This is a genomic window from Rugosimonospora acidiphila, from assembly GCF_039543385.1.
Lineage (GTDB): Bacteria > Actinomycetota > Actinomycetes > Mycobacteriales > Micromonosporaceae > Rugosimonospora > Rugosimonospora acidiphila.
In genome coordinates this window covers 242,243-268,475 of record NZ_BAABJQ010000011.1, presented here as the reverse complement: position 1 = coordinate 268,475, position 26,233 = coordinate 242,243, and the positions used below count along the sequence as shown (strand labels likewise).

General features: G+C 71.5%; 24 protein-coding genes. 3 read left to right on the top strand and 21 right to left on the bottom strand.

Annotated elements, in window-relative coordinates:
• The 4 genes from ABEA87_RS20385 to aspS form a co-directional block, all read right to left on the bottom strand.
• The coding region (locus ABEA87_RS20385) for a DNA polymerase III subunit gamma/tau domain-containing protein (protein WP_459112888.1) at positions 1–1,414 on the bottom strand (1,414 nt) is incomplete at its 3' end.
• On the bottom strand, positions 1,404–2,972 hold the full coding sequence (locus ABEA87_RS20380; RefSeq protein ID WP_425570920.1) for a replication-associated recombination protein A: 1,569 nt from the start codon (positions 2,970–2,972) through the stop codon (positions 1,404–1,406). The genes ABEA87_RS20380 and ABEA87_RS20385, both read right to left, overlap by 11 nt.
• A gap of 59 nt (positions 2,973–3,031) precedes the next feature.
• A complete protein-coding gene (locus tag ABEA87_RS20375; protein WP_345631729.1) occupies positions 3,032–3,196 on the bottom strand; it encodes a hypothetical protein in 165 nt (54 codons plus the stop codon).
• A gap of 176 nt (positions 3,197–3,372) precedes the next feature.
• Entirely contained in the window at positions 3,373–5,187 is a 1,815-nt protein-coding gene (gene aspS, locus ABEA87_RS20370; RefSeq protein ID WP_345631727.1) for an aspartate--tRNA ligase, read from the bottom strand.
• A gap of 85 nt (positions 5,188–5,272) precedes the next feature.
• Here aspS and ABEA87_RS20365 point away from each other — a divergent pair, with 85 nt between their 5' ends.
• Entirely contained in the window at positions 5,273–5,656 is a 384-nt protein-coding gene (locus tag ABEA87_RS20365) for a hypothetical protein (protein ID WP_345631725.1), read from the top strand.
• A 47-nt stretch (positions 5,657–5,703) separates the two neighbouring features.
• Here the strand turns inward: ABEA87_RS20365 and hisS are convergent, their stop codons facing one another.
• Entirely contained in the window at positions 5,704–7,023 is a 1,320-nt protein-coding gene (gene hisS, locus ABEA87_RS20360) for a histidine--tRNA ligase (protein WP_345631723.1), read from the bottom strand.
• A gap of 9 nt (positions 7,024–7,032) precedes the next feature.
• Positions 7,033–7,764: an MBL fold metallo-hydrolase gene (locus ABEA87_RS20355; RefSeq protein ID WP_345631721.1), complete on the bottom strand. Its 732-nt coding sequence runs from the start codon at positions 7,762–7,764 to the stop codon at positions 7,033–7,035.
• A 275-nt stretch (positions 7,765–8,039) separates the two neighbouring features.
• On the opposite strand from ABEA87_RS20355, the gene ABEA87_RS20350 reads away from it, so the two are divergent.
• Positions 8,040–8,987 (top strand): peptidylprolyl isomerase, encoded by a 948-nt coding sequence (locus ABEA87_RS20350; RefSeq protein WP_345631719.1) that lies wholly within the window; start codon positions 8,040–8,042, stop codon positions 8,985–8,987.
• Positions 8,988–9,030: 43 nt separating this feature from the next.
• On the top strand, positions 9,031–9,966 hold the full coding sequence (locus tag ABEA87_RS20345) for a peptidylprolyl isomerase (protein ID WP_345631717.1): 936 nt from the start codon (positions 9,031–9,033) through the stop codon (positions 9,964–9,966).
• Between the two features lie 66 nt (positions 9,967–10,032).
• Here ABEA87_RS20345 and ABEA87_RS20340 read toward each other — a convergent pair whose 3' ends face one another.
• The 15 genes from ABEA87_RS20340 to ABEA87_RS20270 all read right to left on the bottom strand — a co-directional run bounded on the left by ABEA87_RS20340 (position 10,033) and on the right by ABEA87_RS20270 (position 26,226).
• Entirely contained in the window at positions 10,033–12,492 is a 2,460-nt protein-coding gene (locus ABEA87_RS20340) for a RelA/SpoT family protein (RefSeq protein WP_425570919.1), read from the bottom strand.
• A gap of 100 nt (positions 12,493–12,592) precedes the next feature.
• Positions 12,593–13,135 carry an adenine phosphoribosyltransferase gene (locus tag ABEA87_RS20335; RefSeq protein ID WP_345631716.1) on the bottom strand — a complete coding sequence of 181 codons (543 nt, stop codon included), beginning with the start codon at positions 13,133–13,135 and terminating at the stop codon, positions 12,593–12,595.
• A 164-nt stretch (positions 13,136–13,299) separates the two neighbouring features.
• Positions 13,300–14,535, bottom strand: a complete 1,236-nt coding sequence (gene secF, locus ABEA87_RS20330) for a protein translocase subunit SecF (protein ID WP_345631714.1) — start codon at positions 14,533–14,535, stop codon at positions 13,300–13,302.
• 1 nt (position 14,536) lies between these two features.
• Positions 14,537–16,474 (bottom strand): protein translocase subunit SecD, encoded by a 1,938-nt coding sequence (secD, locus tag ABEA87_RS20325; protein ID WP_345631712.1) that lies wholly within the window; start codon positions 16,472–16,474, stop codon positions 14,537–14,539.
• Positions 16,475–16,532: 58 nt separating this feature from the next.
• A complete protein-coding gene (gene yajC, locus ABEA87_RS20320; protein WP_425570918.1) occupies positions 16,533–16,967 on the bottom strand; it encodes a preprotein translocase subunit YajC in 435 nt (144 codons plus the stop codon).
• A gap of 155 nt (positions 16,968–17,122) precedes the next feature.
• Positions 17,123–18,172, bottom strand: coding sequence for a Holliday junction branch migration DNA helicase RuvB (gene ruvB, locus ABEA87_RS20315; protein WP_345631710.1), 1,050 nt, complete (start codon positions 18,170–18,172; stop codon positions 17,123–17,125).
• 102 nt (positions 18,173–18,274) lie between these two features.
• Complete coding sequence (gene ruvA, locus ABEA87_RS20310; protein WP_345631708.1) at positions 18,275–18,889, bottom strand: Holliday junction branch migration protein RuvA; 615 nt, start codon at positions 18,887–18,889, stop codon at positions 18,275–18,277.
• Positions 18,886–19,404, bottom strand: coding sequence for a crossover junction endodeoxyribonuclease RuvC (gene ruvC / locus ABEA87_RS20305; protein ID WP_345631706.1), 519 nt, complete (start codon positions 19,402–19,404; stop codon positions 18,886–18,888). Before ruvC ends, ruvA begins: the two co-directional genes overlap by 4 nt.
• A 225-nt stretch (positions 19,405–19,629) precedes the next feature.
• The gene (locus tag ABEA87_RS20300) at positions 19,630–20,265 is read right to left on the bottom strand and encodes a TetR/AcrR family transcriptional regulator (RefSeq protein ID WP_425570917.1); all 636 of its coding nucleotides are present in this window, start codon (positions 20,263–20,265) and stop codon (positions 19,630–19,632) included.
• A gap of 21 nt (positions 20,266–20,286) precedes the next feature.
• The gene (locus ABEA87_RS20295) at positions 20,287–21,876 is read right to left on the bottom strand and encodes an MFS transporter (RefSeq protein WP_345631702.1); all 1,590 of its coding nucleotides are present in this window, start codon (positions 21,874–21,876) and stop codon (positions 20,287–20,289) included.
• A gap of 136 nt (positions 21,877–22,012) precedes the next feature.
• Positions 22,013–22,768, bottom strand: coding sequence for a YebC/PmpR family DNA-binding transcriptional regulator (locus ABEA87_RS20290; RefSeq protein WP_345631700.1), 756 nt, complete (start codon positions 22,766–22,768; stop codon positions 22,013–22,015).
• A gap of 98 nt (positions 22,769–22,866) precedes the next feature.
• Complete coding sequence (gene pdxT, locus ABEA87_RS20285) at positions 22,867–23,451, bottom strand: pyridoxal 5'-phosphate synthase glutaminase subunit PdxT (RefSeq protein WP_345631698.1); 585 nt, start codon at positions 23,449–23,451, stop codon at positions 22,867–22,869.
• A gap of 98 nt (positions 23,452–23,549) precedes the next feature.
• Complete coding sequence (pdxS, locus tag ABEA87_RS20280) at positions 23,550–24,464, bottom strand: pyridoxal 5'-phosphate synthase lyase subunit PdxS (RefSeq protein ID WP_345631696.1); 915 nt, start codon at positions 24,462–24,464, stop codon at positions 23,550–23,552.
• Between the two features lie 119 nt (positions 24,465–24,583).
• The gene (locus ABEA87_RS20275; protein WP_345631694.1) at positions 24,584–25,069 is read right to left on the bottom strand and encodes a hypothetical protein; all 486 of its coding nucleotides are present in this window, start codon (positions 25,067–25,069) and stop codon (positions 24,584–24,586) included.
• A gap of 11 nt (positions 25,070–25,080) precedes the next feature.
• Positions 25,081–26,226, bottom strand: a complete 1,146-nt coding sequence (locus ABEA87_RS20270; RefSeq protein WP_345631692.1) for a glycosyltransferase family 4 protein — start codon at positions 26,224–26,226, stop codon at positions 25,081–25,083.
• Positions 26,227–26,233 lie beyond the last annotated feature (7 nt).

Genomic DNA, 26,233 nt, shown 5'->3' with positions numbered 1-26,233 from the left:
GGGGGCCCTGCGCCCCACCCCGCGGCCCCGCCTGCGGGTCCCCGGGGCCGCCGCCCCTCGGCGGCGGCGGGGGGCCCTCCAACGGCATCGCGTCCTTCTCGCCGGTGGTCAGATCGTGCCAGGCGCGCCCGGGCTGGGCCCGGCCGCCGGGCGGCGGCACCGGCCTGGCCGCGTCGCCGGGCGGAACCGGCATCGCGGCGTCACCGCGTGCCGGGGACACCGGCCGGGAGGTCGGTGGCACGGCGCGGCCTGCGACCGGGGCCCGCCCCGGCGGCTCCGCCCCGGCGATCTGCGGAGGCACCGGTGCGGCGGCGCCCGCGCGGCCCGAGCCTGGTGCGTCGGCACCGCGTCGTTGCTCACCCAGGCGGAGCGGCTCCGTCCCCAGGGCCGGCGCGCCACCGCGATGCGGGTCGCCGGGGCGCGGCGGCTCGGCGTCCAGGTCCGGGCTCGCGCCGTGGCGCGGCTCGGAGCCGCGGGCCGGCCCGGCCTCGGCGCGGGAGCGCCGGCTCCGGCGCCCGCCCTCGGTGCCCGAATCCCCCGCGCGTTCGCTCACCGTCCGGTCGGTCGGCTCCAGCGCGCCGGTGCGCTCGATGCCGCCGGTGCGCTCCATGCCGCCGGGGTCGGGCATGCCGCGGTCGGCGCGTGCGCGCCGCCCACCCGGCGCCGCGTCGTCCACCCCATGCCGGGCGGTCGGCTCCCGACCGCCGGGGGAACGATCCGGGCCGGGCCGCTCCGGCCCGCCGAACGCCGGGCTGCCGTACTCCGGTCCGCCCCGCTCCGGGCCGGGCCCCGCCGGCTCGGGCGGTACGGCGGCCGATCGCCTCGCCCGACCGGGCTGCGCGCGCCGTACCGGCGGTACCGGCGGCGGCGGTGGTACGGGCGGCACGGCGCCGGTCACCGCCGGCTGGGTACCGGTGTTGCCGCGGATCCCGCGCATCGACACGAACCTGCTGCCCGGGCCAGCCTGCCGGGCCGGGCCGGGCGGCGGATCGGCGGCACGGCCGGCCGGTGCGGACCCCACCGGTGGCTGCCCGGTCGGGGCGGCCGGCTGTGCTCCGGTCGGCGGGACCCCGGCGGCACCGCGCGCGTCGGGGGTGGCCGCGCCCCGCACGGGCGCCGAGCCGGTGCGGTGCGGGGAGGGCGATGGCGAAGGGCTGGGACGCGGCGCGGGCACGGCCGGCGATCCCGTGGACGTCGGGGCGTCCGGCTTCGGCCGCCGGGTCCGGCCCCGCCGCCGCGGCTCGTCGGCTCCGGCGTCCCCGCCGGGCCCGAGGTCGCCGCCCGGCCCTAGGTCGCCGCCCGCCTCCCTGGCGCTGCGCAGATCGGCGATCCAGCCGAGTTCCTCGCTGGGCTCCTCCGGCGCACGCTCGCCGCGGCCTCGGCCGCGGCGCCTGGGCTGCTGGTCATCCGTCACTGCCCGGCACCTCCTCCGCCTCCGCAACGCTGTCCACCATGGCCTGGCCGCCGGCCGAGCCACCGCCTCCTGAGCCACCGCCCGCCGAACCACCGGCCCCTGAGCCACCGGCCCCTGAGCCACCGGTCGCCGATCGGCGGTCGTCCGCCGATGGGACGGCACCCGCCGACGGGCCGGCGTCCAGCGACGGGGCGCCCCGGATCACGCGACGCAGCTTGGGCAGCCGCTCCGCCACCGCCCGCTCCGCGCCGTGCTGGGTCGGCCGGTAGTAGTCGCGTCCGACCACGTCGTCCGGAGCGTACTGCTGGGCTACGACACCCCGGGGATCGTCGTGCGGATACCGGTACCCGATCCCGTGTCCCAGACCCCGCGAGCCCGGGTAGTGCGCGTCGCGCAGATGCCTTGGTACCGGTCCGGCACGGCCGGCACGCACGTCCTCCATGGCCGAGGACAGCGCCGTGGTGACCGCGTTGGACTTCGGGGCGGTCGCGAGGTGGACCACCGCCTGGGCCAGGTTGAGCTGCGCCTCGGGCAGCCCGATCAGCGCCACGGCCTGTGCCGCCGCGGTGGCGGTCTGCAACGCACCGGGGTCCGCCATCCCGACGTCCTCGCTGGCGAAGATGACCAGCCGGCGCGCGATGAACCGGGGGTCCTCACCGGCCACCAGCATCCGGGCCAGCCAGTGCAGGGAGGCGTCCACATCGGAGCCCCGCATGCTCTTGATGAAGGCGCTGATCACGTCGTAGTGGGCGTCGCCGTCGCGGTCGTAGCGCACCGCGGCGACGTCGACCGCCTTCTCGGCGGTGGCCAGGTCGATCTCGTGGGCTCCCTGCGCCCGGGCGGACCCGGCGGCGGCTTCCAGGGCGGTCAGCGCCTTGCGCACGTCCCCGCCGGACAGCCGGACCAGATGATCCTCGGCCTCGGACGCCACGGCGACGGCCCCCGCGAGCCCGCGCGGGTCGTCGACGGCCCGCCGGATCAGCGTCCGCACCGCCTCGTCGCCCAGCGGCTGCAGGGTGAGCAGCACGCACCGGGACAGCAGCGGCGAAATGACCGAGAAGTACGGGTTTTCCGTGGTGGCGGCCAGCAGCGTGACGGTCCGGTCCTCGACCGCCGCCAGCAGCGAATCCTGCTGGGTCTTGCTGAACCGGTGCACCTCGTCGATGAACAGCACCGTGGGCGAGCCGCCGGACCTGCGGGCCCGGCGGGCGGTGTCGATGACCGCGCGGACGTCCTTGACCCCGGCGGACAGCGCCGAGAGCGCCACGAACTGCCGGTCGGAGGCCGCGGCCACCAGGTGCGCGATGGTCGTCTTTCCACTGCCCGGCGGGCCCCACAGGATCACCGAGATCGGCGAACCACCGGCCACCAGCTGGCGCAGCGGCGCGCCCGGCGCGAGCAGGTGATCCTGGCCGACCAGTTCGTCGAGGCTGGCCGGGCGCATCCGGACCGCCAGCGGCGAATCGGGACCGGGCGCGGTGAAGCCGGTGCTCCCGCCGGCCAACGGCGCGCCTGGCGGCGCGGGCTGGTCGAGCGCGAACAGACCTTCCATCTCCACCGGGAAGAGACTACCGGCCCGGGTCTGACTCCAGACCCGGGCCGGTGGGGCCGCTGACGTCAACGACGGCGCCGGACGGCACCCAGCGGAGCGAAATGTAGAGCCAGGACGGTGAGACCGAGGACGGTCAACGTGGTGCCGTTGATGAAGCTGTTGTAGCTCTTACTCGCCAGATCCAGGATGAAGGCGATGGCGAAGATAATCGCCGCGACGATGGCCAGCAACGTTCCTCCCTGACATCGATGAACGCGCCTTAATTACCCATCCGAGAGCGCGGCTAAGCCTCGGCGGATCGGGGTGGGCGGTGGCGAGACGACGAGGCGGCCGGCGGGCCGCTACGCCGGAGTGCGGCGAGCCGTCCCGCCGGCCGCCTCGGCCGCCGCGTCCGACCAGGCTGAGGTCAGGGGGTGGGCTCGACCGGCGCCGCCACGCCCGCCGTGCCGGCCTCGGGCGCGGTCGCCTTCGGCTTGGCGTCGATGCCGGCCTCGGTCCGCTGCTGCTTGGTGATCGGGGTCGGCGCGCCGGTCAGCGGGTCGAAGCCGCCACGCGTCTTCGGGAAGGCGATCACCTCACGGATCGAGTCCGCCCCCGACAGCAGCATGCACAGCCGGTCCCAACCCAGCGCGATGCCGCCGTGCGGCGGCGGGCCGTACTTGAACGCTTCCAGCAGGAAGCCGAACTTGTCGTTGGCGTCCTGCTCGGTGATGCCCAGCGTGTTGAACACCCGGCGCTGCACGTCGGCGCGGTGGATACGGATCGAACCGCCGCCGATCTCGTTGCCGTTGCAGACGATGTCGTACGCGTAGGCGAGGGCCTGGTCGGGCGCCTCCTCGAACCGGTCGATCCAGTCTCCGTTCGGGGAGGTGAACGGGTGGTGCACCGCGGTCCAGCCGCCCTCGTCGTCCGGCTCGAACATCGGCGCGTCGACCACCCAGCAGAACGCCCAGGCGCTGTGGTCGATCAGGCCGGTGCGCCCGGCGATCTCGATCCGGGCCGCCCCGAGCAGTTCCTGGGCGTCCCGGCGGTTGGCCGAGGCGGCGAAGAAGACCGCGTCGCCCGGCTTGGCGCCGACCGCGTCGGCGAGCCCGGCCAGGTGTGCCTCGGAGAGGTTCTTCGCCACCGGTCCGCGTGCCTGGCCGGTCTCCGCGTCCAGCACCACGTAGGCCAGGCCCCGGGCGCCGCGCGCCTTGGCCCAGTCCTGCCAGTCGTCCAGCTCCTTGCGGGACTGGCTGGCGCCGCCGGGCATGACCACCGCGCCGACGTACCCGCCGGCCTCGATCGCCCCGGCGAACACCCGGAAGCCGGTGCCGCGCAGGTACTCGGTCAGGTCGACCAGCTCGACGCCGTAGCGCAGGTCCGGCTTGTCCGAGCCGTACCGGTTCATCGCCTCGTGCCAGGTGATCCGGTGGATGGGGGTCGGGATCTCGTACCCGGCCAGGTCCCGCCACAGGGCACCGACGAGCGCCTCGCCCAGCTCGATCACGTCGTCCTCGGTCACGAACGACATCTCGATGTCCAGCTGGGTGAACTCCGGCTGCCGGTCGGCGCGGAAGTCCTCGTCCCGGTAGCAGCGGGCGATCTGGTAGTACCGCTCCATTCCGGCCACCATGAGCAGCTGCTTGAACAGCTGCGGGGACTGCGGCAGCGCGTACCAGGTGCCCGGCTGCAACCGCACCGGCACCAGGAAGTCGCGGGCGCCCTCCGGGGTCGACCGGGTCAGCGTCGGGGTCTCGATCTCGTAGAAGCTCCGCTCGTCAAGCACCCGGCGGGCGATCTGGTTGGCCCGGCTGCGCAGCTTCAGCGCCTTCGACGGGCCGGAGCGGCGCAGGTCGAGGTACCGGTACCGCAGCCGGATGTCGTCGCCCGCGTCGATGTGGTCGTCGACCGGCAGGGGCAGCGGCGCCGCCTCCGACAGGATGGTCAGCTCGGTGACGGTCACCTCGATCTCGCCGGTGGGCAGCTCCGGATTCTCGTTGCCGGCCGGGCGCCGGTCGACCTGCCCGGTGACCTTGACGCAGAACTCGTTGCGCAGCGCGTGCGCCTGCTCGGCCGGGGCGCCCTCACGGAACACGACCTGGACGATCCCGGACCCATCCCGAAGATCGACAAAGATGACTCCGCCGTGGTCGCGCCGGCGGGCCACCCAGCCGGCCAGGGTCACCGTCGTACCGGCGTCGGAGGCGCGTAGGCCACCGGCGTCATGGGTGCGGATCACGAGATCTCCTTAGGCGTCAGTACAGCGGTTGCATTCTCTCAGGCATGCCAGCGCGGGTGGCGTGGCACCCCTTAGCCTGAGGTTTATGACGGGGAATTCAGTGGTGGAGAAGCTCGGCATCAAGCCGGCCCAGTCCGTGCTCGTGATCAACCCACCGGACGACTACGGCTCGATCGTGGGAGACCTGCCGCCCGGCACCACCGTGGTACGCCACCGGCCCGCCGACGTGGTACACGCCTTCGCGGCCACCCCGGAGGAGCTGGACGAACACGGTCCCGTGGCGGTCGCCTCGGTGCTGGACGACGGCGTTGTCTGGATCTCCTACCCGGCCGACGGCCAGTCCACCATCGACCTGGGGCTGCTGCAGAACGCCATCGCCGGCTGGAAGCCGGTCAACGAGCAGATCAAAATCGACGGCGCCTGGTCGGCGATGGAGTTCCGCCGGGAGAACGAACTCGGCCAGACCTGACGCGCGCCCCGACCGGACCGGCCGGCCGGGGTGCGCGGGTGGGCCGATCAGGACGCCCCGAGGATCCGCGGGCGGAGGTCCTCCGCCGGCGGTGTCCAGCTCGCCGGATCGGCGTCGACCTGCTCGCCCGAGCGGATGTCGCGGACCTGGCCGGCGTCGGTGAACCAGACGAACGGGATGCCACGGCGCTCCGCGAACCGGATCTGCTTGCCGTACTTCTGGGCGCTCGGGGCCACCTCGGTGGCGATCCCCCGCCCGCGCAGCGCCGCCGCGATCCGCTCGCAGGCCGGCCGCGCGTCCTCGTTGGGCACCGCGACCAGCACGCAGGTGGGCACCTGCCGGGAGGCGGCCAGCGCACCCGCGCCGAACAGCAGGCCGAGCATCCGCGACACGCCCACCGAGATGCCCACCCCGGGGAACCGGTCGGAGCCGGCCGTGGCCAGGTTGTCGTACCGGCCGCCGGAGCAGATCGAGCCGTACTTCTCGTACCCCAGCATGAGCGTCTCGTAGACGGTACCGGTGTAGTAGTCCAGCCCACGGGCGATGCGCAGGTCGGCCACGAGCAGGCCGGGGGCGTGCTCCCGGGCCGCGTCGACGACCCTCACCAGTTCGCCGAGGCCCTCGTCCAGCAGCGGATCGCTGACCCCCAGCGCGGCTACCGCGTCGGCGAACGACGGGTCGGGCGCGGAGATCTCGGCCAGCGCCAGGCACGCCTTGGCCTGCGCCGCGGTGGCCCCGGCCGTGGCCATCAGCGCGTCCGCCACGCCGCCCGGGCCGATCTTGTCCAGCTTGTCGATGGCCCGCAGCGCCGCCTCCGGGTCGGCCAGGCCCAGGCCCCGGTAGAAGCCCTCGCACAGCTTGCGGTTGTTGACCTGGATGCGCACCGGCGGGATCGGCAGCGACCGCAGCGCGTCCCCGACCACCAGCGGGATCTCCACCTCGTAGTGGAACGGGAGCTCGTCACGGTCGACGATGTCGATGTCGGCCTGGAGGAACTCGCGGTACCGGCCCTCCTGCGGGCGCTCGCCCCGCCACACCTTCTGGATCTGGTACCGGCGGAACGGGAAGGTGAGCCGCCCCGAGTGCTCAAGGACAAACCGCGCGAACGGGACCGTGAGGTCGAAGTGCAATCCGAGCGCGTCGTCCTCGGCCTCCGCCTCGGCCTGCAGCCGGCGCAGCACGTAGACCTCCTTGGAGGTCTCGCCCTTGCGCAGCAACTGGTCCAGCGGTTCGACGGCTCGGGTCTCCAGCGGCGCGAAGCCGTAGAGCTCGAAGGTCGAGCGCAGTCGGTCGATGATGTCCTGCTCGACCATGCGCTGCGCGGGTTGCCACTCCGGAAACCCGGAGATCGATGTGGGTCGGGTCATCTGAGATCGTTACCAGCCTCGTTGAGGGGCCGCGGCGGTCTGGTCCCCGATATCGCGCAGGTAGGGATTGCTGGCCCGCTCGCGGCCGATGGTGGTCGACGGTCCGTGGCCGGGAAGCACGACCGTCTCGTCGGCCAGCGGCAGCACCTTGTCGCGCAGGCTCGCCAGCATCGCCGAGTGGTCGCCGCCCGGCAGGTCGGTGCGCCCGATGGACCCCGCGAACAGCACGTCGCCGCTGAAGCACAGCGTGGACTCGCGGCCCGGCGTCAGCGCCGGACCGGCCAGCGCGACGGCCCCGGGGGTGCGCAGCATCACCGACCCGCCGGTATGGCCAGGCGCGTGGTCGACGGTCAACGCCAGCCCGGCCAGGGCCAGCGACGCCCCGTCGGACAGGGGCGCCACGTCCTCGGGCTCGGCATAGGTCAACCGGCCGCCGAACAGGGCGGCCAGGTCCATCGACAGGCCCTTGGCCGGATCGGCGAGCAGCTCGCGGTCTTCCGGGTGCACGTACGCGGTGATCCCCCGCGCGCCGCAGACCGGCGCGACGGAGAACGTGTGGTCGACGTGGCCATGGGTCAGCACGACCGCGGCCGGGTGCAGCCGGTGCTCGGCGAGTACCTCGTCGAGCTGGGCGATCACCCCGATACCGGGATCAATCACCACACACTGCTCACCTTCGGCAACGGCGACGACATAGCAGTTCGTCCCGAAAGCCTGCGCGGGAACCGTGGCCACGAACATCCGTCGAGCCTATCGGGCGGGAATCCGGGCGGAAAACCGACTATCCGGCGCGCCACGGAGCCGTTTCGCGGCCCGGCCGCGGCACCGGAACTCCGGGCTACCGTGGTCCGGCCGCCGCCCCAACCTGGTCGATGCCTCAAATGTCGGTCACAGTTGGTTAACCTGCCCCACCCGGAACGGCATGTTTGCCCGTACACTCTGGCGGGCGTGTGGTGTGGCACACGCCAGCGCCGCCCACACAGACCGCCACCGTGACGTCGGAGGGGGAGCACTCCGTGGCCTCCAGCAAGACCCGCCAGCGCAAGCTCGCGCGCGCCAAGATCGAGCGGCAGCAGGCCCGTCGGTTCGCCCGGGCCCGTCGCAACCGGCAGGTGCAGGCCGGGGTGGCGGTTGGCCTGGTGGTCGTCGTGGGGGTGGTGATCACCCTGCTCACCACCGGCGTCTTCTCCGGCAGCCCGAAGCCGAAGGCCGCCCCGGCGAGCTGCGAGTGGAACACGCCGCCCAACACCGAGTCGCTGACCAGCGTCGGCAAGCCGCCAACCAACGGCGAGCCGCGCACCGGCACCGAGACCATGACGATCGCCACGAACCAGGGCTCGATCGCGGTCGACCTCAACCTGGACCAGTCCCCGTGCGCCGCGTCCAGCTTCTCGTACCTGGCGGGCAAGAAGTTCTTCGACAACACCAAGTGCAGCCGGCTCGTCACCAGTGGCATGTTCACGCTGACCTGCGGCGACCCCAAGGGCGACGGCACCGGCGGCCCGGCGTACACGTTCGCCAACGAGTACGTGCCGTCCACCCCGGCCAGCGCCTCGCCGAGCGCCCCGGCCACCGCCTCCCCGGACCCGAGCGCCAGCTCGACGGCGGGCCAGGTGATCTACCCACGCGGCACGGTCGCGCTGTGGAACTCGGCGCCCGACACCAACGGCAGCCAGTTCTTCATCGTGTACAAGGACACGCCGCTCAACCCGCAGTACACGGTGGTCGGCACGGTCTCCACCGGCATGGACGTGGTCGACAAGGTCGCCGCCGGCGGCGCGGTCGACTCGAGCGGCAAGACCACCACCGACGGCACGCCGAAGACCGACCTGACGATCCAGACGCTCACGGTGGCGAAGCCCGCCTCGGCGTCGCCGAGCGCCGGCCCGAGCACCGGCGCCAGCGGATCTCCGTCCGTGGCCCCCACCACCTCGACCCCAGCGTCCGCGGCCGGGAACGCCTGACCGCGCCAGTCCAGAAGATCATGATCGGGAAGGTTCTCTCACCGTGACGTCGCTCAGAGATCGTCAGCGCGCGGCCGCGCGGGCCCGTCTTGAACGGGAAATGGCCGAGCGGCAGGCCACCGCCCACAAGCGTCGGCGTCGGGCGTACTCGATCGTCTACTCGGGCCTGGGCGTGGTGGTGGCCGTCGTATTGGTGATCGTGCTGGTCGCGGTGACCGGTGGCGACAAGAAGAAGTCCACCCCCGCCGCCGCGGCATCGGCCAGCGCGACGGCCGCCGCCTGCTCCTGGATCCCCAGCCCGGACCCGAGCGCCTCCCCGGCCCAGCCGGCGAACCCGAACCTCAAGGACGTGGGCACCCCGCCGGCCACCGGCGAGCCGCGCTCCGGCACCCGCGACCTCACCCTGAACACCAACCAGGGCCCCATCGTGATCTCGATGGACCTCACCCACGCGCCGTGCACCTCGGAGAGCTTCGCCTATCTGGCCAGCAAGAACTTCTTCAACGGCTCGTCCTGCCACCGGCTACTCAACACCGGTGACACCCACCTGCTGCAGTGCGGCGACCCGTCCGGTACGGGTTCGGGCGGCCCGACCTACAACTTCGCCGACGAGAACCTGCCCACCAACCAGCGGCCCGCCTACCCGGCCGGCGTGGTGGCCATGGCGAACACCGGCCAGCCGGGCACCAACGGCAGCCAGTTCTTCATCGTCTTCGGCGACACGGACCTGCCCGCCCAGTACACGGTCTGGGGCAAGGTCACCAAGGGCCTGGACATCGCGAGCAAGGTCGGTGCGGCCGGCGATGACGAGGCGTTCGCCGGCACCCAGCCGGACGGCTCGCAGGGCCCGGGCGGCGGCCACCCGAAGTCGAAGCTGACCTTCAACACGGTGACCGTGGGTCCGGTCCAGGATGCCTCGGCGGCGCCGTCGGCGAGCGCCGCGCCGTCGACCAGCCTGGCACCGTCGGCCGCGTCCTGATCGATCGAACGGCGAAGGGCCCCGGGGGAGATACCCCGGGGCCCTTCTCGTTGCTCTGCGGCGCTCTCAGGTGCCCGAGGTGACGCGGTAGGCGTCGTACACGCCGTCCACCTTGCGTACCGCGCCCAACAGGTGCCCGAGGTGCTTCGGGTCGGCCATCTCGAAGCTGAACCGGCTCACCGCCACCCGGTCCCGGGTCGTGGTGACCGTGGCGGACAGGATGTTCACCCGCTCCTCGGACAGCACCCGGGTCACGTCGGCGAGCAGCTTGTGCCGGTCCAGCGCCTCCACCTGGATGGCCACCAGGAACGATGAGGCGCTGGTGGGCTTCCAGGTCACCTCGACGATGCGCTCCGGCTGCGCCCTCAGGTCCTCGGCGTTCATGCAGTCCTCGCGGTGCACGCTGACCCCGCCGGTACGGGTGACGAACCCGAAGATCGCGTCGGGCGGTACCGGCGTGCAGCACCGGGCCAGCTTGATCCACACGTCCGAGACGCCCACCACCACGACACCCGGGTCGTAGGCGGCCCCGCGGGCCCTGGGCGGGCGGGTGGCCACCGCCGTCTCGGCGATGTCCTCGACCGCGCCCTCCTCGCCGCCGTACGCGGCGACCAGCCGGGAGACCACGTTCTGCGCCGAGACCTGGCTCTCCCCCACCGCCGCGTACAGCGACGCCACGTCGGCCAGGTGCAGCTCGCGGGCGATGGTCATCAGCGTGTCGGCGGTGAGCATCCGCTGCAGCGGCAGGCCCTGCTTGCGCATGGCCTTGGTGATCGCTTCCTTGCCGGCCTCGATCGCCTCTTCGCGCCGCTCCTTGTTGAAGTACTGACGGATCTTGGTGCGGGCCCTCGGGCTCTTGACGAAGCCCAGCCAGTCCTGGGTGGGGCCGGCGCTCTCCGACTTGGACGTGAAGATCTCGATCACGTCGCCGTTGGACAGCGCGGACTCCAGCGGCACCAGTTTGCCGTTGACCCGGGCGCCGATGCACTTGTGTCCCACGTCGGTGTGCACCGCGTAGGCGAAGTCAACCGGGGTGGAGCCGGTCGGCAGCGCCACCACGTCGCCCTTGGGGGTGAAGACGTACACCTCCTGGCTGGACAGGTCGAAGCGCAGCGCGTCGAGGAACTCGCTCGGGTCGCTCGCCTCCCGCTGCCAGTCCAGCAGCTGGCGCAGCCAGGTCATCTCGTCGATGTGCGCGGGCGGGCCGACGATCGTCATGCCCTTGTTCTCCTTGTACCGCCAGTGCGCCGCGATGCCGTACTCCGCCGTGCGGTGCATGGCGCTGGTGCGGATCTGCATCTCCACCGGCTTGCCGTTCGGGCCGATCACGGTGGTGTGCAGCGACTGGTACATGTTGAACTTCGGCATCGCGATGTAGTCCTTGAACCGGCCCGGCACCGGCTGCCAGTTGGCGTGGATGACACCCAGCGCCGCGTAGCAGTCCCGCACCGTGTCGACCAGGATCCGCACCCCGACCAGGTCGTAGATCTCCGCGAACTCCCGGCTGCGGCTGATCATCTTCTGGTAGATCGAGTACAGGTGCTTCGGCCGGCCGGTCACCTCAGCCTTGATCTTCGAGACCCGCAGGTCGGTGGTCACCTTCTGGGTGACCTGGCGCAGCAGCGCGTCGCGCTGCGGCGCGTGCTCGTTGATCAGCCGGTTGATCTCCTCGAACTTCTTCGGGAACAGCGTGCCGAAGGCCAGGTCCTCCAGCTCCCACTTGATCGTGTTCATGCCGAGCCGGTGGGCCAGCGGAGCGAGGATCTCCAACGTCTCCTTGGCCTTCTGCTCCTGCTTGGGCCGGGGCAGGAAGGTCAGGGTGCGCATGTTGTGCAGCCGGTCGGCCAGCTTGATGACCAGCACCCGGGGGTCCTTGGCCATGGCCACGACCATCTTGCGGATGGTCTCCGCCTTGGCCGCGTCGCCCAACTTGACCTTGTCGAGCTTGGTCACGCCGTCGACCAGCAGCGCGACCTCGCCGCCGAACTCGCCGCGCATCTCGTCGAGCGTGTACTCGGTGTCCTCGATGGTGTCGTGCAGCAGCGCGGCGACCAGCGTGGTGGTATCCATGCCCAGGTCGGCCAGCTGGGTGGCGACCGCGAGCGGGTGGGTGATGTAGGGGTCGCCCGACTTGCGGTACTGGCCGCTGTGCCACTGGGCGGCGACCTCGTACGCCCGATTGAGCAGCCGGATGTCCGCCTTCGGGTGGCTGACCTTGTGCACCGCGATCAGCGGCTCCAGCACCTCGCTGATCTGCTGGGTCTGCCAGGGCGCGTTGAACCGGGCCAACCGGGCACGCACCCGGCGGCCGGTCGGCGCGCTGGACAGCGCCAGCGGCAGCCCACCCGAATCCTCGCCACTGGCGCCGCGAACGGCGCCGTTGCGCACGGCGGTGCTTACGCCGCCGTTCGGGAAAGGAACAATTCCGCCGGAACGGTCATCGACCGGACCGACACCATTGACGACTGACTCACGCCTGCGCACATCATCGGCGCCCTCGGCCGGAGACGCCACGTCGCTCGACACTGGCCGCTCCCTCATCTCGCGGGCAGAAAGGCAATGCTACCCGTCGCGGGCCGCGATCAAGCCCGCGTCCGCCCGGCGGTTCTCCTGCTCCGGGCGCATGTCACACCGCCAGAAGGGCATGAACCGGACGTCCGGCCAGCCGCTTCCGGCCCTCCAAGAAGGCCAGCTCCAGCAGCACCGTGAAGCCGATCACATCGCCTCCGGCCCGCTCCACCAGACCCAGCGTAGCCTCCGCGGTGCCCCCGGTGGCCAGGACATCGTCGACCACGAGCACCCGCTGGCCGGCGACGAACGCGTCCGCGTGCACCTCCAGCACGGCCTGACCGTACTCCAACTCGTACGAGGCGGACACCACCTGCCGGGGCAGCTTGCCGGCCTTACGCACCGGTACGACGCCCACACCGACCGCGTACGCCACCGCGGCGGCGATCACGAACCCGCGGGCCTCGATCCCGGCGACCACGTCGAAGCCGTCCCGGCCATAGTGATCAACAATGCCGTCGATCACGGTCCGGAAGGCCGACCCGTCGGCGAACAGCGGCGAGAGGTCCTTGAACACGACGCCGGCCTGCGGAAAGTCCGACACGTCGAGCACCCGCTTGGCGATCAGCGCGGCGAGCGCCTCACTCTCGTCATCGCTCACGATCGTCTCCCCGAACCCATCACGGCCATCGCCCCACCACGGCGATCGCCTCACCAGGCACCGGCCACAAGCCGCCGGCCGCGGCCATCGCAACCCCCGATGACCGCTGCCGCCACGAGCCGGTGGGCTCGCGGCGGCAGCAGCGTATCAGGGTGGGCCGGCGGTCAGTGGCGGCGCTTACCGCCCGCCCGGTTGGAGCGGCCCCCGCCGCCCGGCCGCGTGCCGGCCGGGCGCTTCCCGGCGGCCGCCTTGGTCGCCGTGCGCGGGGCCGCGGCCGTGGCCAGGGCGGCATCCGCCGGCACCGAGGCGTCCTCGGTGTCCGTCACGTCGCCGGACTCGGCCGCCGCCTTCGCGCCCTTCGACCGGCCGCTGGGAACCGCGGCCGCGGCCGCCTTGTTCGCCGCCGCCCTGGCGTCCGCGGCCCGCTTGTTCAGCACCCGGTTGGTGTGGTTGCGGTAGCGCAGGTCGAACAGCTTGAAGTCGACCAACCACGGGGTGGCCAGGAACAGCGACGAGTAGGCGCCGGTGAGCATACCGACGAACAGCACCAGGGCCAGGTCCTCCAGGGTGCCCACGCCCAGGATGCCGGCGCCGATGAACAGCAGACCGGCGACCGGCAGCAGACCGATCAGCGAGGTGTTGATCGACCGCATCAGGGTCTGGTTGACCGCCAGGTTGGCGGCCTCGCCGAAGGTGTGTCGGGAGGTGCCCAGGATGCCCCTGGTGTTCTCGTCCACCTTGTCGAACACGACCACGGTGTCATATAGCGAATAACCGAGGATGGTCAACAGACCGACGACCGTACCCGGGGTCACCTCAAAGTGGACCAAGGAGTACACGCCGGCGGTCAGGACCAGGTCGTGGAACAGCGCCAGTACGGCAGCGCCCGAGGCCTTGGCGTCCCGGAAGCGGAAGCCCATGAACAGGCTCACCGCCGCCAGGAAGACAATCAAGGCGATGATCGCCTTGTTGGTGACCTCGCTACCCCAGGAGGAGCTGACCTCGTTGTTGTTGACCTGAGACTCGTCCACGTTCGCGGCCTTGGCCAGCGCGGCCTCCGCCGCGTTGCGCTGGGGGTCGGTGAGCTTCTGAGTCTTGATGACGTAGCTCTGCGCCTTCCCGGCGCCCGCGGTCTGCGCGCTGGAGACCGTGACCCCGGTGCCCTCGACCGCGGACTGCACCTGGGACAGCGTGGTCCCCGGCTTGACCGGGATCTGGAACTGGTCGCCGCCCTTGAAGTCGATGCCCCAGTTGAACCCGCGGAAGATGATGCTCAGCAGGCAGATCAGGATGATCACTGCCGACACCAGGTACCACTTCTTGCGCTGGCCGATGAAGTCGACCCGGGTCTCACCGCGATAGAGCTTGCGGAACCCGCCCGCCTGGGTGCGTGTCGCCATCTCAGGACTCCTTCGTGCGCACGGCGCCGAACCGAGGCGCCCTGGCCGTCCCGCCGGCCGCCTCGGCCGCCGCGTCCGAACGCAGGTTCCCGAGGCCGGAGAACCTCGGCGAGCTGAACCCGTTGGACCGCGAAAGCAGGGACACCAGTGGGTGGGTGAACAGGAACACGACCAGCAGGTCGATGATCGTCGACAGGCCGAGAGTGAACGCGAAGCCCTTCACCTCGCCAGCCGCCAGCCAGTACAGGATCGCGGCGGCCAGGAACGAGACCGCGTCGGCCGACAGGATCGTGCGCCGGGCCCGGACCCAGGCCCGGGGCACCGCGCTGCGCACGGTTCTCCCGTCCTTCACCTCGTCTTTCAGGCGTTCGAAGAAGACCACGAACGAGTCGGCGGTGATACCGATGGCCACGATGAAGCCGGCGATGCCGGCGAGGCTGAGCGAGAAGTTGATCCCCCGGCCGAGCAGCACGATGGAGGCGAAGACGGTGAGCCCGGAGATCAACAGGCTGGCGATGACCACCAGACCCAGGCCCCGGTAGTAGAACAGGCAGTAGATGACCACCAGCGCGATACCGATGGCGCCGGCCAGGATGCCGTAGTTCATCTGCTGCGTACCCAGCGTGGGGCTCACGTTCTGGGTGCTCTCGATCTTGAAGCTCAGCGGCAGCGACCCGTACTTGAGCTGGTTGGCCAGGACGGTCGCGGAGTCCTGGTTGATGTTGCCGCCGTTGATGATCGCGTCGCCGACGATGACGTTCTGGATCTGCGGGGCGGACACCACCGAGTCGTCCAGCACGATGGCCACCGACGAGTTCTGCCCGGGCTGGCCGGTGTTGGGGTCGGTCTGCTGACCGGCGTTGACCGCCTCCTGGGTCAGCGCCGTCCACTTGCTCTGGCCCTTGCCGGTGAAGCTCAGGTCCACGTTCCAGCCGCCGTTGTTGGTGTCGTACCCGGAGCTGGCGCTCTTGACGTCGGTGCCCTGCACCTTGGCGACGTCCAGGAAGTACTTGTTGTGCACGTTGTCGCCCTGGTCGCAGGCGGTCACCTGCTGCGAGGCGTCGTCCAGCACCCCGGGCGCGCGGGCGTTGAGCTCGCTGCAGGTGACCGTCGGCAGCAGGAACTGCATCTCGGCCGGCAGCGAGTCGACCTCGGTGCCGCTCAGCTTCGCGAACGGCGCGATCGCCGCGAGCAAGCTGGGGTCGAGCTGGTCGGGCGAGGCCTGACCCGACTCCACCTCGGAGAGCACCTCCTGGCCGGCGTCCCAGGCCGGGCCGAGCTTCTTCTGGACCTCGGCCAGCGTCTTGGCGCGGGACGCGGCGAGCGCGACCTGCGAGGCGTTGGCGCTCGGGGTGGCCGAGGCCGCCGGTGCCGCGCTGCCGGAGGCCGACGGGGACGCGCTCGGCGTGCTCGACGGCGACGCGCTGGGCGTCGTCGACGGCGTAGCGCTCGGCGTGGTGGACGGGGTCGCGCTCGGCGTGCTCGACGGAGTCGCGCTGGCCGAGGTCGACGGGGTCGCGCTCGCCGAGGGGCTCGGCGAGTCGGCCGGCGGCGAGTCCGTGGTCTGGGACAGCACCGTGCGGAACGCCAGCTTCGCCGGCTGCACCAGTTGGCGGAGCTGGTCGGGATCGTCGTTGGCCACGTTGACCACGATGTTCCGGTTGCCCTCGGTGACCACCTCGGGCTCGGAAACGCCACTGGCGTTGACCCGGTTCTCGATGATCTGGCGGGCCTCGTTGAGGTTGGACGCGCTCGGCGCCTTGCCATCGGCACTGATCGCGCTCAGCGTCATACTCGTCCCGCCCTGGAGATCCAGGCCGAGCTTGGGGTGGGGCTTCTGGTCGCCGGTGAAGAACACCAGCGCGTAGAGGCCGGCGAGGATGACGGCGAGTACGGCGAAGTACCGCGTCACCTTGATGCGTCCGGAGGGTGCGGCCACGGCTGTCCCGTCTTTCCTGTCTGTGAGGAGTGTCGGGCGCTGAACGATCCGGGCGGGATCAGTCCTTGCGCTCGATCACCTTGTGGTCGGTCTCGTCGGTCTCTTCAGTCTCGTCCGCCTCAGCGACCTGGTTGGCCTCATCGGCTTCATCCGTGTCGTAGTCGGGCTCTTCCTCCTCGACTTCGGCCTCCTCGTCGCGGACGGCCGGGGTCACGGTGCGCGCGATGGCGCCCCGGGCGAATCTGATGATCACGCCCTCGGAGACCTCCAGGCTGATCGTGCCCTCTTCGTCGTCGACCTCGGCCACGATGCCGTACACACCGCTGCCGGTCATCACCTCGTCGCCTGGGCCCAGCTGTGACTGCATCGCCTGAGTCGCCCGGTTCCGGCGCTGCTGGGGCCGGATGAAGAGGAGGTACATCGCCCCGAAGAGGAGAATGATGAACACAAACGGCAGAAAACTGCCGCTTGAGCTCGATGCTGCCAGTGGCACCGCGTTCGACCTTCCAGAGGGGGTCCACCGGCATCGATTGATGCTGGCGGACCGGGTGTGCGTCCTGTCCGGACCGCGGGCGAGTCTAGTCGGTCACACTCGGACACCACGCAGGACGTAGATCACGGTCCGATTACGAGGCCGTGACCGACCATTTATGACTCCAAGCCGAACAGGTCGGGCGCCGACGGGGCGCCGCTGCCAAAAATACCATTTGGTGGAGTCTTGCCCAGGTGACGCCACCCACTGGCGGTAGCCACCCGACCACGGGGCGTTCGCGCCAGCAATCCGGCCCTGACCAGGAACGGTTCGCAAACTTCTTCCACCGTGTCCGGCTGCTCCCCCACCGCGACCGCCAGCGTGGACAGGCCCACCGGACCGCCGCCGAAGCTGGTCACCAGGGCGGTGATCACCGCCCGGTCCAGCCGGTCCAGGCCCAGCTCATCGACGTCGTAGACGCGCAGCGCGGCCCGGGCGACCTGCCTGGTCACCACCCCGTCGGCGCGGACCTCGGCGTAGTCGCGAACCCGGCGCAGCAGCCGGTTGGCGATTCGCGGCGTGCCCCGCGACCGGCCGGCGATCTCGGCCGCCCCATCGTCGGCGATCGGCACCCCCAGGATCCGCGACGAGCGGCTCACCACCTGCTCCAACTCGTCGGGGTCATAGAAGTCCAGGTGCGCCACGAAGCCGAACCGGTCTCGCATCGGGCCGGTCAGCAGGCCCGCCCGAGTCGTCGCGCCGACCAGCGTGAACGGCTCCACGTCCAGCGGGATGGCGGTGGCACCGGGCCCCTTGCCGACCATCACGTCGACCCGGAAATCCTCCATGGCGCTGTACAGCAGTTCCTCGGCGGGCTTCGCGATGCGGTGGATCTCGTCGATGAACAGCACGTCGCCCTCGGCGAGGCTGGTCAGCACGGCGGCCAGGTCGCCGGAGCGCTCGATCGCCGGGCCGCTGGTGATCCGCAGGCCCGAACCGAGCTCGGCAGCGACGATCATGGCCAGCGTGGTCTTCCCCAGACCGGGCGAACCGGACAGCAGGATGTGATCCGGGGCGGAGCCCCGCCGCACCGCGCTCTGCAGCAGCAGGTCGAGCTGTTCGCGCACGCGGTGCTGGCCGATGAACTCGCCCAGCCGCTTGGGGCGCACGCTGGCCTCGGCGTCGCGCTCCTCGGGATCGGCCAGCGCCGAGACGACCTCACTCATACCGGAACCCCGCCTCGCCGCCGCGCGATCCGTGGCATGGACACGCCGCGATCCTCACCGGCCCGCGCACCCGCGCCCGCGCCCGCGCACCCGCAGGCTCGCTCATCGGGCCCTGCCCAGCAGCCGGATGGCCTGCCTGAGCAGGATCTGGACCGGGGGCACCTCGCCGCCGTCGATCGACTCGGCGACCGCGGCCACCGCCTGCTCGGCCTGGCTCGCCGTCCAGCCGAGCCCGATCAGACCCTGGCGCACCTGCTCCGGCCAGGCGTTGGCACCCGCCCGGGACCCGGTGCCGTCCACCGGCCCGGTCAGCGCCACCGGCCCGATCTTGTCGCGCAACTCCAGGACCAGCCGCTCGGCGCCCTTCTTGCCGATGCCCGGGACCCTGGTCAGCGTCGTGATCTCCGCGTTGGCGATCGCCTTGCGGACGGTGTCCGGGCCGTGCACGGCCAGCACCGCCTGCGCCAGCCTCGGCCCGACCCCGCTGGCGGTCTGCAGCAGCTCGAACAGGTGCTTCTCGTCGTCGTCGGCGAACCCGTACAGGGTCAGCGAATCCTCCCGGACGATCAGGCTGGTGGCCAGCCTGATCTGCTCGCCCACCCGAAGGGCGGCGAGAGTACCCGGGGTGCAGTGCACGGACAGCCCGACGCCGCCGACCTCCACCACCGCCCGGTCCGCCGATACCGCGGCGACCAGGCCACGCACGCTGGCGATCATCTGTACCCTCCCTTTCGCGCGGCGGCGGCCACCTTGGCCCGCGTGCCGCCGCGCCAGACGTGACAGATGGCCAGGGCCAACGCGTCGGCCGCGTCGGCCGGCCGGGGCGGCTCGGACAGCCGCAGCAGCCTGGTCACCATCGCGGTCATCTGCGCCTTGTCCGCCTGGCCGGAGCCGGTCACCGCGGCCTTGACCTCGCTCGGCGTGTACATCTGGACGGGCAGGCCGGCCCGGGCGGCGGTGAGCACCGCCACGGCGCCGGCCTGGGCAGTGCCCATGACCGTGCGCACGTTGTGCTGGCTGAACACCCGCTCGACGGCCACGCTGTCGGGGCTGTGCTCGGCGACCAGGTCCGTGAGGTTGCGGTCGAGGTGCAGCAGCCGGGTCGGCAGCTCGTCCTGCGGGTCCGTGTAGATCACGTAGTAGGCCACGAGGGTGCAGGGCCGACCCGGTACGCCCTCGACCACACCCACTCCGCAGCGGGTCAACCCGGGATCCACGCCCAGCACCCGCACGCTGCCCTCCCACGCCGCCGTACGTATGTTCTACGGACCCTATAGGCGTCCCCGATCGGGGCACCAGGCGACACCCCGGTCGGATCAGAACGGGCCGCGCGTTTGGCGCCACCGGGTCGGTTCGGCGCCACCGGGTCGGTTCGGCGCCACCCGTCGGATCGGCGCCACCCGTCGGATCGGCGCCATCGGGCCGGCGGCGCCACCGGGGCAGGCCGGGCCGATGGGTCAGGCCGGTTCGGCCTTCGGGTCCGCGGCGATCGCCGGCCAGACCGCGGCGACCAGCCGCTGCGCGATCTCCTCGCGGCTGCGCTCGGGCTCCCCGCCGCCCAGGGTGCGGGCGATCAGCGGGCCGACCAGCATCGCGACGATGGTCTCGATGTCCAGGTCGGCGCGCAGGGTGCCCTCGGCCACGCCCCGGCGCAGCACCGCACGCAGGGATTCCCGGCGCGGCTCGATGAGCCGCTGGTACACGGCGCGCAGCTCAGGACTGCGCTGCATCTCCGCCATCAGGCAAGGCATGATCTTGCCGGCCCGGATGTGATCCGGGCGACCGACCGGGGTCAGCAGCGCGAGCAGGTCGTCACGGATCGACACGCCGGTGACCTGCCCCGGCTCGCCCTTGACCCTCGCCACCGCGTCGTACAGCAGCGCTTCCTTGTTCGACCAGCGCCGGTAGATGGTGGCCTTGCCGACGCCGGCCCGGGCGGCGACGGCCTCGATGGACAGCCCGTCGAACGGGGTGCCCTCGGCCAGCAGGTCGAGGATGGCCTCGATGATCGCTTCGTCGGCCCGCGCGCTGCGCGGCCGGCCAGGTGCCTTGCGGTCCTGGCCGACCGGCGCAACTTCGCTCACGGTGGTCATGATGACATTGTTACCGGTGGGTTACGCCTCAGCCAATTCGAGCTGCTCCTCGGCGAGGGACTCGGCCACGTCCGGCTTGGGGCCACCGGGCGCCGCCGCGTGACGCGGCAGCCAGCTCAGCGCCACCACAATCCCGATGATCCCGACCAGCACCGCTCCGGCCGCGGCCCAGTGCATCGCGTGGATGAACGCGTCGTTGCCCGCGGCGATCAGCGACCGGCCCGGCGCACCGAGCTGACCGGCGACCGCGTACGTGCCGGAGATCGACTGGCGGGCGGTGTCGCTGGCACCCGCCGGCAGCCCACCGAGGTGCCCGTCGATCCCGCCGCGGTACACCGCCGACAGGATCGAGCCGAGGATCGCGACGCCGATCGCGCCGCCGACCTGACGGATGGTGTTGCCCACCGCCGAGCCGACGCCGGCCTTCTCCCTCGGCAGGGTCGACATGATCGACTCGGTCGCCGGCGGCATGACCAGGGCCATGCCCGCGCCCTGCAGGAAGAACAGCACGGCCACCACCCAGATCGGGCTGGTGGCGGTGACCACCACGAAGCCGACGAGCGCGAGGGTCACCAGCACCATGCCGGCGGCGCACACCAGCTTCGGCCCGTAGCGGCGCACCAGCGCCGCGCTGGCCGGGGCGAAGACCAGCTGTGCGGCCGCGAACGGGGTCATCAGCAGGCCGGTCACCAGCGGGCTGTAGGCGCGCACCAGTTGCAGGTAGAAGGCGATGAAGAACAGCGTGCCCATGCCGGCGAAGAACACCAGGCCGACCGAGGCGACCGCGCCGGAGAAGCGCGGGTTGCCGAACAGCTTGACGTCCAGCGCCGGGTACCGCAGCCTGCGCTCGACCAGGACGAACGCGACCAGGATCACGACCGCGGCCAGCAGGGTGCCCCAGGCCGCCGGGTGGCCGAAGCCGTGGTCGCCGCCGTTGATGATGCCGTACACCAGCAGCACCAGGCCGGCGATGGACAGCAGTACGCCGGCGATGTCGATCCGCCCGGGCTGGGGATCGCGGGACTCCGGTACCAGCAGGAGCGCGGCGATGATCCCGAACACCAGGATCGGCACGTTGATCAGGAAGACCGAGCCCCACCAGAAGTGCTCCAGCAGCACGCCACCGAGCACCGGGCCGATCGCGACGCCGAGCCCGACCGAGCCGGCCCAGATGCCGATGGCGCGGGCACGCTCCCGGGGGTCGAACACGTTCGAGATGATCGACAGGGTGGCCGGGAGGATCGCGGCGCCGCCGATGCCCATCAGGGACCGGGCCACGATGAGCTGGCCGGGTGACTGCGCGTACGCCGAGGCGAGCGAGGACAGGCCGAACAGCACCATCCCGAGCAGCAGGATCTTGCGACGGCCGACCCGGTCACCGAGCACGCCCCAGGTGAACAGCAGGCCGGCGAAGACCAGGGTGTAGGAGTTGATCGCCCACTCGAGGTCGCTCTGCGAGGCGCCCAGGCCGTGGTGCGGGTCGGAGATGATTTTCAGCGCCACGTTGAGCACGGTGTTGTCGAGCACGACAACGACCAGGCTGACGATGAGTACCGCGAGGATGGTCCACCGGCGCGGATGGCCGGTGTTGGCAGTAGCTGATGCGTCCACGTAAAGCCGCCCCCGAAAAACGATACGGAACGGTTCCGTATTCGGGCACGAACGTTACTCCGCGCCCATGTGATACGGAACCGTTCCGTAACGCAAACGGCTGTGACGCCCCACACCACCGCGGGGCCGACCCCGATCAGGCGTCGATCTTGGCCATCAGGTCGTCGCTGACATCGAAGTTGGCGTAGACGTTCTGCACGTCGTCCGAGTCCTCCAGCGCGTCGATCAGCTTGAAGACCTTCCGCGCGCCCTCCTCGTCCAGCGCCACCGTCACGCTCGGCACGAACGACGACTCGGCGGACTCGTACTCCAGGCCGGCACCCTGCAGCGCGGTGCGCACCCCGATCAGGTCGGTCGGCTCGGAGACCACCTCGAACGCCTCGCCCAGGTCGTTGACCTCCTCGGCGCCCGCGTCCAGCACCGCGCCCAGCACGTCGTCCTCGGACAGCTGCGCGGCCTTGGGCACGATCACCACTCCCTTGCGGGAGAACAGGTACGACACGCTGCCGGCGTCGGCGAGGTTGCCGCCGTTGCGGGTCAGCGCGACCCGCACGTCGGTGGCCGCCCGGTTGCGGTTGTCGGTCAGGCACTCGATCAGGAACGCGACGCCGCTGGGGCCGTAGCCCTCGTACATCACGGTCTGGTAGTCGGCGCCGCCGGCCTCCTGGCCCGAGCCGCGCTTGACCGCGCGGTCGATGTTGTCGTTGGGGACCGAGTTCTTCTTGGCCTTCTGGATGGCGTCGTAGAGCGTCGGGTTGCCGGCCGGGTCACCACCGCCGGTACGCGCGGCCACCTCGACGTTCTTGATGAGGCGGGCGAAGAGCTTGCCGCGCTTGGCGTCAATGACCGCCTTCTTGTGCTTGGTTGTCGCCCACTTTGAGTGGCCGGACATTACCCCTCCGTCTTTGTCGCGGGCTGGCGTCCATGAGCGCCGCCCGAAGCTCGCTCGCTCCCGCTCGCCTTACCGAAGCGGGCCGGCGGGGCAGCGACCTATTGTGCCTCGCGCACCAGGTCCACGAAGAGCCGGTGTACGCGAAGATCACCAGTCAGCTCGGGGTGGAAGGCGGTAGCGAGCAGATTGCCCTGCCGAACCGCGACAATCCTACCCGCGGCCGGCCCGTCCTCAATGGTTCCTATCACCTGAACGTCACCGCCGACCCGTTCGACCCACGGTGCCCGGATGAAGACCGCGTGGAACGCGGGGCCCCCGACGCCGTCCAGGCGCACCGGCGCCTCGAACGAGTCGACCTGCCGGCCGAACGCGTTGCGCCGCACGGTCATGTCGATGCCGGCGAACGACTCCTGGTCGGGGCGGCCGTCCAGGACCTCGCCGGCCAACATGATCATGCCGGCGCAGGAGCCGTACGCGGGCATGCCCTCGCCGATCCGCTTGCGCACCGGGTCGGCCAGCCCGAACTCGATGGCGAGCTTGCTGATCGTGGTCGACTCGCCGCCGGGGATGATCAAGGCGTCGACCGCATCCAGCTCCTCCGGCCGGCGCACCGAGCGGGCATTGACCCCGCACTCGACGAGCGCGCGCAGGTGTTCACGCACGTCGCCCTGCAGGGCCAGCACCCCAACTGTGGGGCCGCCAGCGGCGCCGAGGGACGAGGCACCGCGGTCAAGCGGCCCCTCGCGATAAACACCCGTCGGGCCGCCGGCCTCGTTCGCCGTCACCAGCCGCGCTCGGCAAGGCGGTGCGGCTGGGGGATGTCGTCGACGTTGATGCCGACCATCGCCTCGCCGAGCCCCCGGGAGACCTTGGCGATCACGTCGGGGTCGTCGTGGAACGTGGTCGCCCGCACGATCGCCGCGGCCCGCTGCGCCGGGTTGCCGGACTTGAAGATCCCGGAGCCCACGAACACGCCCTCGGCGCCCAGCTGCATCATCATCGCCGCGTCGGCCGGGGTGGCGATGCCGCCCGCGGTGAACAGCACGACGGGCAGCTTCCCGGTCTCCGCGATCTCCTTGACCAGCTCGTACGGGGCCTGCAGCTCCTTGGCCGCGACGTAGAGCTCGTCCGGGGACATCGACGTGAGCCGGCGGATCTCCGAGCGGATCTTGCGCATGTGCGTGGTCGCGTTCGAGACGTCACCGGTGCCCGCCTCGCCCTTGGACCGGATCATCGCGGCGCCCTCGGTGATCCGGCGCAGCGCCTCGCCAAGGTTGGTCGCCCCGCACACGAACGGCACGGTGAACGCCCACTTGTCGATGTGGTTGGCGTAGTCGGCCGGGGTCAGCACCTCGGACTCGTCGACGTAGTCCACGCCGAGCGCCTGGAGGACCTGCGCCTCAACGAAGTGCCCGATGCGGGCCTTGGCCATGACCGGGATCGAGACCGCTGCGATGATGCCGTCGATCATGTCCGGATCGGACATCCGGGAGACGCCGCCCTGGGCCCGGATGTCGGCCGGTACGCGCTCCAGCGCCATCACCGCGACCGCACCCGCATCCTCGGCGATCTTCGCTTGCTCCGGGGTGACCACGTCCATGATCACACCGCCCTTGAGCATCTCCGCCATGCCACGCTTGACCCGGGCGGTGCCGGTCACGGGGTTCGGAATGCTGCCGACGGGGTTCTCAGACACGGTGGAACGCCCTCCTCACGCTGGGATTTCGACCTCCCATAGTACGTGTTCGGGCGGGCCGGTCCGAACAGCCAATCGGCGCCCGGTGGCATGAAACACCCCGGGGCCGGCCGGGGAGGTCAGCCGACCGTGATCTCGTCGAGGATCGGGTCGTCCACGTCGAAATAGCGCGGCTGCGGGTGCTTGCGGGTCAGCCCGAGCAGCCGTACCAGCCGGCGCCGGCGCAGCGCCAGGGCGTCGCGGACCAGATCGTTGTGCACCTGGCGACCCAGCGCGACCCGGCGGCTGGCCACCACCACGTCGCTCAGGTCCGGCGAGTTGCGCGGCCGGGGCAGCGCGCGCAGCGCCCGGGTCAGGTCGTTCTCGGCCAGCTCACGCTCCTCGGGCAGCGCGTCACGCGCCGCGCGGGCCAGCGCCTGCAGCTCCGGACGCTCCAGCGTCTCGGCGAGTTCGGTGGCCGCCGCCGCCCGGCGCACCAGGTGCGCGTCCAGGGCGAGCTGGGCGGCCAACGCCCGCGCGTGCAGCCGGTCGACCCGCGCCGCGGTCCAGGTGATGTAGGTCGCGATCAATACCACGACCGCGACCACGCCCACGATCCACCACACGAAAGCCGAGCCTAGCCAAGACTCCCGGCTCGTGGTGGCTCGTCGAGGTCCGCCACGACCCCGCCGGTGGCCTCGATCGCCGTTGTGTAGACCTCCAGGACACGCTCGGCAACCACCGGCCAGTCGAACGAGGCGACCACCTGCCGGGCCCGTCCGGCCAGTTCGGCGCGCCGGGCGGGGTCGTCCAGCAGCCGATCCAGCGTGCCGGCCAGGGCGGCGGCGTCGCCGACCGGGAACAGTTCGCCGGCCCGGCCACCGTCCAATACCCGACGGAACGCGTCCAGGTCGCTGGCCACCACGGCCGCCCCGGCCGCCATCGCCTCGGTCAAGATCATCCCAAACGACTCGCCGTGGGTGTTCGGCGCGACGTACACGTCGACGCTGCGCAGCATCCGGGCCTTGTCCTCCTCCGAGACCTTGCCCAGGAAGGTGGTCCCGGCCGGCGCCGCCTCGCCCAGGTCCGCCAGGTCGCCCGGCCCGGCCACCAGCAGCCGCAGCCCGGGCCGGCGGGCGGCCACCTGCCGGTACGCGTCGAGCAGGATCGGGAAGCCCTTGCGGGGCTCGGTGAACCGGCCGAGGAAGCCCACCGTGCCCGCCTCGCCGGGCCACCCCGGCAGCGGCTCGGCCTCGGCGAACCTGCTCACTGCCACCCCGTTGGGGATCTCCCAGCCGCCCCCGTCCAGGTGCTCGACCTGTACCCGCCGGGCGAGGTCGCTGACCGCTATCCGCGCGGTGATCTTCTCCAGTACCAGCTGGAGCAGCCCCTGCGCGGCGACCAGCGCCCGGGACCGGGTCATCGCGGTATGGAAGGTGGCCACCACCGGCGCGCGGGAGTAGATGACGGCGAGCATCGACAGGCTCGGCGTCGTCGGCTCGTGCACGTGCAGCACGTCGAACCTGCCGGTGGACAACCACCGGCGCACCCGGGCCGCGGAGATCGGCCCGAACGCCAGCCGGGCCACCGACCCGTTGTACCGGACCGGGACCGCCCGGCCGGCCGGGACCACGTACGCCGGCCTCGGCTCGTCCTCGTCGGCGGGCGCGAGCACGCTCACCGAGTGCCCGAGTTGGATCAACGACTCCGCGAGATCACGCACGTGGTTCTGGACGCCGCCGGGCGTATGGAACGAATACGGGCACACGATGCCGATCCGCACACCGCCT

Coding starts and splice junctions, on each gene's coding strand:
- ABEA87_RS20365 (WP_345631725.1), top strand. CDS start 5,273: ATGACGGGGAATTCAGTGGTGGAGAAGCTCGGCATCAAGCCGGCCCAG.
- hisS (WP_345631723.1), bottom strand. CDS start 7,023: ATGACCCGACCCACATCGATCTCCGGGTTTCCGGAGTGGCAACCCGCG.
- ABEA87_RS20355 (WP_345631721.1), bottom strand. CDS start 7,764: ATGTTCGTGGCCACGGTTCCCGCGCAGGCTTTCGGGACGAACTGCTAT.
- secF (WP_345631714.1), bottom strand. CDS start 14,535: ATGGCGACACGCACCCAGGCGGGCGGGTTCCGCAAGCTCTATCGCGGT.
- ruvB (WP_345631710.1), bottom strand. CDS start 18,172: ATGAGTGAGGTCGTCTCGGCGCTGGCCGATCCCGAGGAGCGCGACGCC.
- ruvA (WP_345631708.1), bottom strand. CDS start 18,889: ATGATCGCCAGCGTGCGTGGCCTGGTCGCCGCGGTATCGGCGGACCGG.
- ABEA87_RS20300 (WP_425570917.1), bottom strand. CDS start 20,265: ATGACCACCGTGAGCGAAGTTGCGCCGGTCGGCCAGGACCGCAAGGCA.
- ABEA87_RS20290 (WP_345631700.1), bottom strand. CDS start 22,768: ATGTCCGGCCACTCAAAGTGGGCGACAACCAAGCACAAGAAGGCGGTC.